This is a genomic window from Ancylomarina sp. (assembly GCF_041555295.1).
Taxonomy (GTDB): domain Bacteria; phylum Bacteroidota; class Bacteroidia; order Bacteroidales; family Marinifilaceae; genus Ancylomarina.
In genome coordinates, this window is the sequence record NZ_JBFFKR010000218.1 from 1 (window position 1) to 5,786 (window position 5,786).

The window sequence follows — 5,786 nt, forward strand, 5'->3', positions numbered from 1 at the left end:
CCCTTTTTTGATTCTCAAATTGATGTTATTCAGAGCTAAAGTTTCTATTTCACTTGTCTGAAATACCTTCGATAAATTTTCAATTGTTATCATTTTATTATTTTTAGAATAAGCGTATATAATGTTGAAATTTAATAATTCGCGTTAAATAGAGTTATCAATTATTGATAAATCTATTCATGATGAAAGAACAAATATGTCCTTGTTAATCTTCAATCACAGGCGAGGCCGATTTTGTTTGTTTCAACCTTTTTCACTTTAACCTTTATCCTTACTTCACTTTATACTTGTGTTATTTAAACTCTATTCTATCGTTGTCTCCGAAGCTATCGTAATTATTTCTGATCACTTTTTCTCCGGCCTCTAATCCTTCCAGCACCTCAAAGTACTGGGTGTTTTGTCTACCAATTTTTATGTGACGTTTTGTGGCATAAGTACCCGACTGATCTAAAACAAAGACCCATTGACCACCTGTACTTTGAAAAAATCCACCTCGAGGTAATAAAATGGCTTCTATTGGCTGGCCCAACTCAAGTTTTATATGATAGGTTTGCCCTGTTCTTAGGTTTTCTGGTGATTCTCCATCGAAAATAAGATCTACTTTAAAGCGACCATCTCTAACTTCAGGATAGATTTTTTTTGTAACCTGACGGTACAATTTTTCATTTCGGGTGAAGGAACTAGCAAGACCTCTTCTAACTCTATCGATATAGTGTTCATCGACGTCAGCAACAATCTTAAAATCGTTTAGAATATGTAACTGACCAATGCGTTGTCCTCGATTAATCGATTGACCAATTTCAACTTCCAGACTTCCTAATTGACCATCAGCAGGCGCTTTAATATTCAAATTTTCCAGACGCTGACGAACCATTTCCAAATTCTGTTCCATATTCTTCAAACTACTGTTCATTTGTAGTTTCTGATTTGCTCTAAAGATGGAATCCTGAACCATGCGTTGGTATCTCAAGTCTCTATCACGAAGCGAAAAGTCGTAGTTTTCCTTTGAAATCAGATAGTCTTCCTTGGATATGAAACCCTTTTCAAAAAGCATTAAATTCTGCTTGTAGTGTCGTTTTTGTCTGATAATATCAGTATCGATGCTAAGCAATTGCTGTAGGTTATTAATCTTCTGTTGCTCCATGCCTATGAGCGTATTTCGCAGCTCATTCGACTGATAGGCTAATGAAGATTCTGTATTAAGTATTTGCAGCTTAAGGTCATTGTTGACCAATTTGACAATCACATCACCCTTTTTAACTGTTTCACCTTCATCAATCAGTTTTTCGATAACCTTACCTCCTTCTTCCAAATCCAGATAAATGGTCGTTTTAGGCTCTACCATTCCTACAATAGAGATGTAATCTTTAAAACTCCCTAGGGTAACCTCAGCAATATCAAGCTTATCTTCTTCAGCTCGAAAGGTTGAGGATTCTGCACCAAATATCATTTTAATCGACAGGCCTAGTACTAAAACAACAAGCAAGCCAATATAAATATGTTTAGCCTTCAAGCCTTTTTTCTTTGTAATTTTTCGATCCATCGACATACTCAATTCTTCTTTTAATTAATCAATTTAAAAATCATATTGATCTATACATTCACTCAACTCACTAGCCAATCCTATGCCAAGTGTTATAACTGTCGAACAATTAAAACCTTATACCAGTCGCAATTAATTAAAGTGTAAAATAATTAGACAGGGCTTGTCTAATTATTTGGAAAGATTTCTACTTTAGATAACAATTTAAAAATGTTTTATAGAAAACACGAAAAGCGTAGCCAGAATGAAAGAAGCCAAAATATTAGTTGTTGACGATAATAAAAGCATACTCAGTGCTTTAGATTTATTGTTATCAAATTCTTGCAAAAAATTAAAATGCATATCAACTCCCAATACTTTAGTATCAGAATTGAAACTAGATAATTACGATGTTGTACTTTTAGATATGAATTTTAAGGCTGGTATTAATACGGGTAATGAAGGTATATATTGGTTGAATCAGATTTTGGAGTATAATTCTGGTATAAGTGTAGTGATGATTACAGCTTATGGCGATGTTGAGTTAGCAGTAAAAGCCGTTCGTAATGGTGCTGTCGACTTTGTATTGAAACCCTGGGAAAATGAGAAGATGTTAGCCACAATAGATATGGCATGGAAACTTAGTAGTTCAAGAAAAGAAGTCAAGAAATTACGACTAAAGGAAAATGAACTCATTGCAGAGATAAATCGAACTAAAAGTCAACTGATTGGAAGTTCTTCTGCTTGGAAAGCAGTGATGGATTTGGTTGAAAAAGTAGCTATAACAAAAGCGAATATATTGATTACTGGCGAAAATGGAACTGGGAAAGAACTCGTCGCAAGAGAATTGCATCGGCTTTCGAATCGGGGTCAAAAAGTAATGGTCACCGTCGATATGGGATCTATTGCCGAAAGCCTCTTTGAAAGTGAATTATTTGGTCACAAAAAAGGCGCCTTTACCGATGCTCACAGCGACAGAATGGGCAAAATTGAAGCAGCTAATGAAGGGACACTTTTCTTAGATGAAATTGGGAATCTATCACTTCCCATGCAAGCCAAACTTTTATCGGTATTGCAAAACAGATCATTAACGAAACTAGGTGAGAACACAGCTATAGATGTCGACTTACGACTAATATGTGCGACAAATTGCAAGCTTAATGAAATGGTCAGTGAAGGAAGATTCCGTCAGGATTTACTCTACAGAATGAATACCATACAAATTGAATTACCTCCCCTTAGAGATAGAAAAACAGATATTCCAGAATTGGCTAGATATTTCACCAAACTGTATGCCGACAAATACAACAAAAAAGGCGCAAGCATCTCTTCTTCTGCCATTAGTAAGTTACAAAATTACACTTGGCCTGGTAATGTAAGAGAATTGCAGCATGCCATCGAAAAGGCCGTTATTCTTAGCAATAGTCACGAAATAGGATCTAACGATTTTAGTTTTAAAATAAATGAGTTCGCTAAGGTAGAAGCCTATGGGGGAACACTTGAGGATATGGAAAAAAAACTCATTGTAGCAGCCATTGAAAAACAGATAGGTAACCTTAGCGCAGTTGCATCACAACTGGGAATCACTCGCCAAACCTTATACAATAAAATAAAGAGATATGGCATATAAATACTACAATAGCATTCTCTTTCTATATCTAATTGGGCTTATCATATTCGCTGGAGGAATGGGTTATAGCTTCGCAAATCAAAGCTATTATACTTTTACCTTAGGACTATTGATAGAGCTGTATATAGCTTGGAAGTTTATTCTCTTTCTGAACAAAACTCATAAGCTAATGAACTATTTTATTCAGGCCATTAAAAATAATGATACCACGCTACATTTCCCTAAAAAATCGAATAATAGAATTATAAATGAATTACATCAAAGCCTAAATGAACTAAATGAAATCTTACATGATGTACAGGCCAAAAGCAAAATAAAAGAGACATACTTCAGTGAGATTCTTCAACACATAGCCACTGGAGTAATCGTTCTCACCGACAAGGGTTTTGTGACTGATGTTAACTCCACAGCTCTAGAATTAACAGGCTTACAAACCTTAACACATATTAGTCAGCTTGAACGACTCGATTCAAAATTCACAAATGCCTTATCTGATTTAAAAAATCACCAAAAAAAAGTACTTGATCTTATCACAAATAATGAGCGCATACAAGTGATTGCAAGATGTACCATTCTCCGCTTAGAAAAAGAAGATGTGAAACTCATCACGATGCAAGATATCCGTGGTGAATTAGAGCGTAAAGAGATCGATTCATGGGTTAAATTGATTCGTGTGCTGAGTCACGAAATTATGAATTCTCTCGCACCCATAACCTCTATTTCACAATCATTAAAACGTATTTGGGAACAAAAATATTTGAATGAACTCAGTATAAAAAATGATGTTGATGTCAAAAAAACAGTGGATGGCTTAGGCGTAATCTGCCAAACCAATGAAGATTTAGTTCATTTTGTACAGTCGTATCGTATGCTTTCAAAGGCGCCTGAACCACAATTAAACAGTATTCAAATACATGCCTTTTTCGATAGACTAAATATTCTACTTTCTCCAATTAAGGAAAGTTTTGTTGGAGAACTTAAACTACAAAGACCTAAGGCTGATTTTAAATTTATTGCCGATGAGCAAATGATGGTACAGGTTATTATTAATCTAGTTAAAAATGCTGCGGAAGCCTTCATTCATAATGACTCCCCGCAAGACGACTCTGCTAATATTATCGTTAATGCTATTAAAAAAGGAGAGAAAACTGAGTTGAGAATCAGTGACAATGGCTCTGGCATTCCCGATGAGATTGCAGAAGAAATATTCATCCCTTTTTTCACAACTAAAGAAAGCGGATCCGGTATCGGCTTAAGTCATTCCAGACAGATTCTTCGAGCTCATGGAGGTAGTCTACTCTGTCAATCTAGGATTGGAGAAACGGTATTTACAGTGAGATGGTAAAGTCAATTGAAGATTTATGAATGGTCATTATCTAATAGTAATAAAAAATGAATCATCACTAATAGATAATGATCATTAAATCGTCGACCTATTTAAGTGATTTCCCAAAAGGAGTTAAGGCAAAACCCGCTAACTTAATATGCTGAGCAGCAAACGGAAGACCAATAATAGTGATTGCAAATAGAATGGCAAATACCAAATGAGTTAAGGCAATCCAAAAGCCACCAAAAATCAACCAGAAAATATTTAAAATGATGCTCAGGCAACCTCCAGAACTATCGTTAGGCACAACCTTTTGTCCAAATGGAGCTAAACCAAGTACTGATAATTGAATAGCCTTTAGACCAAAAGGGATTCCTACAATGGTGCAACACATTAATATTCCAGCAATAATATATTCTAAGAAGATAAAAATACCTCCAAAAATAATCCAAATAATATTTCCTATAATACTCATCCTTTTCAATTTATAGTTAGTGATTAAACGCGTACAATTATCAAGCGATAATTTAGAATTAGTGAATCAAAGTAATGCTTTATTGGTTTGCTAAACGACTAAATGACTTCATTTTTATATTGTTTGCTCCCTATTCAATTTAAGATATTTCTTACTCTCATTAGAAAGTATAGTTTAATCCCAAGTGCAAAACAAAATCTGGTGAAGTATTGATTTTTATATCCTCAGCAAACCCCGCCGTTAGAATCATTTTTTCACTAAGAATAAAATCAGCACCTAAAAGAAATTGCATCCCATAGTCGCCTAGTTCCTGAGTTAGTGAATTCTTATAAAACCGAGAATGATAATCGAGCTGCATTTTAGGAGCTAACCATTTATTTGCTTTTACGGCCAAGCCTAACGAAGCAAAGGCGATATCTTTTATTTGCATTTTATCCAACAAAGAGCCTCCTCCAACACGCAAATAGCCTAATGAATAGAAAAAATAAGCAGGTCTGGGACCAACACCAGTCGTTTGACCTGAAAACTGAAAAGAGAAATCAAGGGTTCCACTACCAAGTAATTTCGATTTATCAGCATTGTTCATCTTTAGGTAGGCACGTATGGCCATTGAATGTGTTTTCCGATCCAAGAGCTTAAAACCTAACTCAAAAGAGATATCTCCTACCCCAAAAGAATTTTCATTCATATTAAAAAGCAGTTTGTCATCCTGTATATAAGCATAAAGAATCTCATCTAATGGGGTGCCTGCACGCGCCCCACCTGTCAGTCCAAGAAAATCATGAAAGCCATTGATACTTGAATCCATAAAACCTTTAGAATGGTTAATAAG

At 35.1% G+C, this 5,786-nt stretch carries 5 protein-coding genes; 2 read left to right on the top strand and 3 right to left on the bottom strand.

Annotation, left to right across the window (positions count from 1 at the left end):
- Positions 1-292: 292 nt before the first annotated feature.
- The gene (locus tag ABY905_RS13150) at positions 293-1,543 is read right to left on the bottom strand and encodes an efflux RND transporter periplasmic adaptor subunit (RefSeq protein WP_372644615.1); all 1,251 of its coding nucleotides are present in this window, start codon (positions 1,541-1,543) and stop codon (positions 293-295) included.
- 244 nt (positions 1,544-1,787) lie between these two features.
- Between ABY905_RS13150 and ABY905_RS13155 the strand changes: the two genes are divergently transcribed.
- Positions 1,788-3,152, top strand: coding sequence for a sigma-54-dependent transcriptional regulator (locus ABY905_RS13155; protein ID WP_372644617.1), 1,365 nt, complete (start codon positions 1,788-1,790; stop codon positions 3,150-3,152).
- On the top strand, positions 3,142-4,497 hold the full coding sequence (locus tag ABY905_RS13160; RefSeq protein WP_372644619.1) for a PAS domain-containing sensor histidine kinase: 1,356 nt from the start codon (positions 3,142-3,144) through the stop codon (positions 4,495-4,497). The genes ABY905_RS13155 and ABY905_RS13160 overlap by 11 nt, the downstream gene beginning before the upstream one ends.
- A gap of 88 nt (positions 4,498-4,585) precedes the next feature.
- On the opposite strand, the gene ABY905_RS13165 is transcribed toward ABY905_RS13160, so the two are convergent.
- Entirely contained in the window at positions 4,586-4,954 is a 369-nt protein-coding gene (locus ABY905_RS13165; RefSeq protein ID WP_372644621.1) for a YccF domain-containing protein, read from the bottom strand.
- A gap of 160 nt (positions 4,955-5,114) precedes the next feature.
- On the bottom strand, positions 5,115-5,786 hold a 672-nt coding region (locus ABY905_RS13170), incomplete at its 5' end, for a DUF3187 family protein (RefSeq protein ID WP_372644622.1).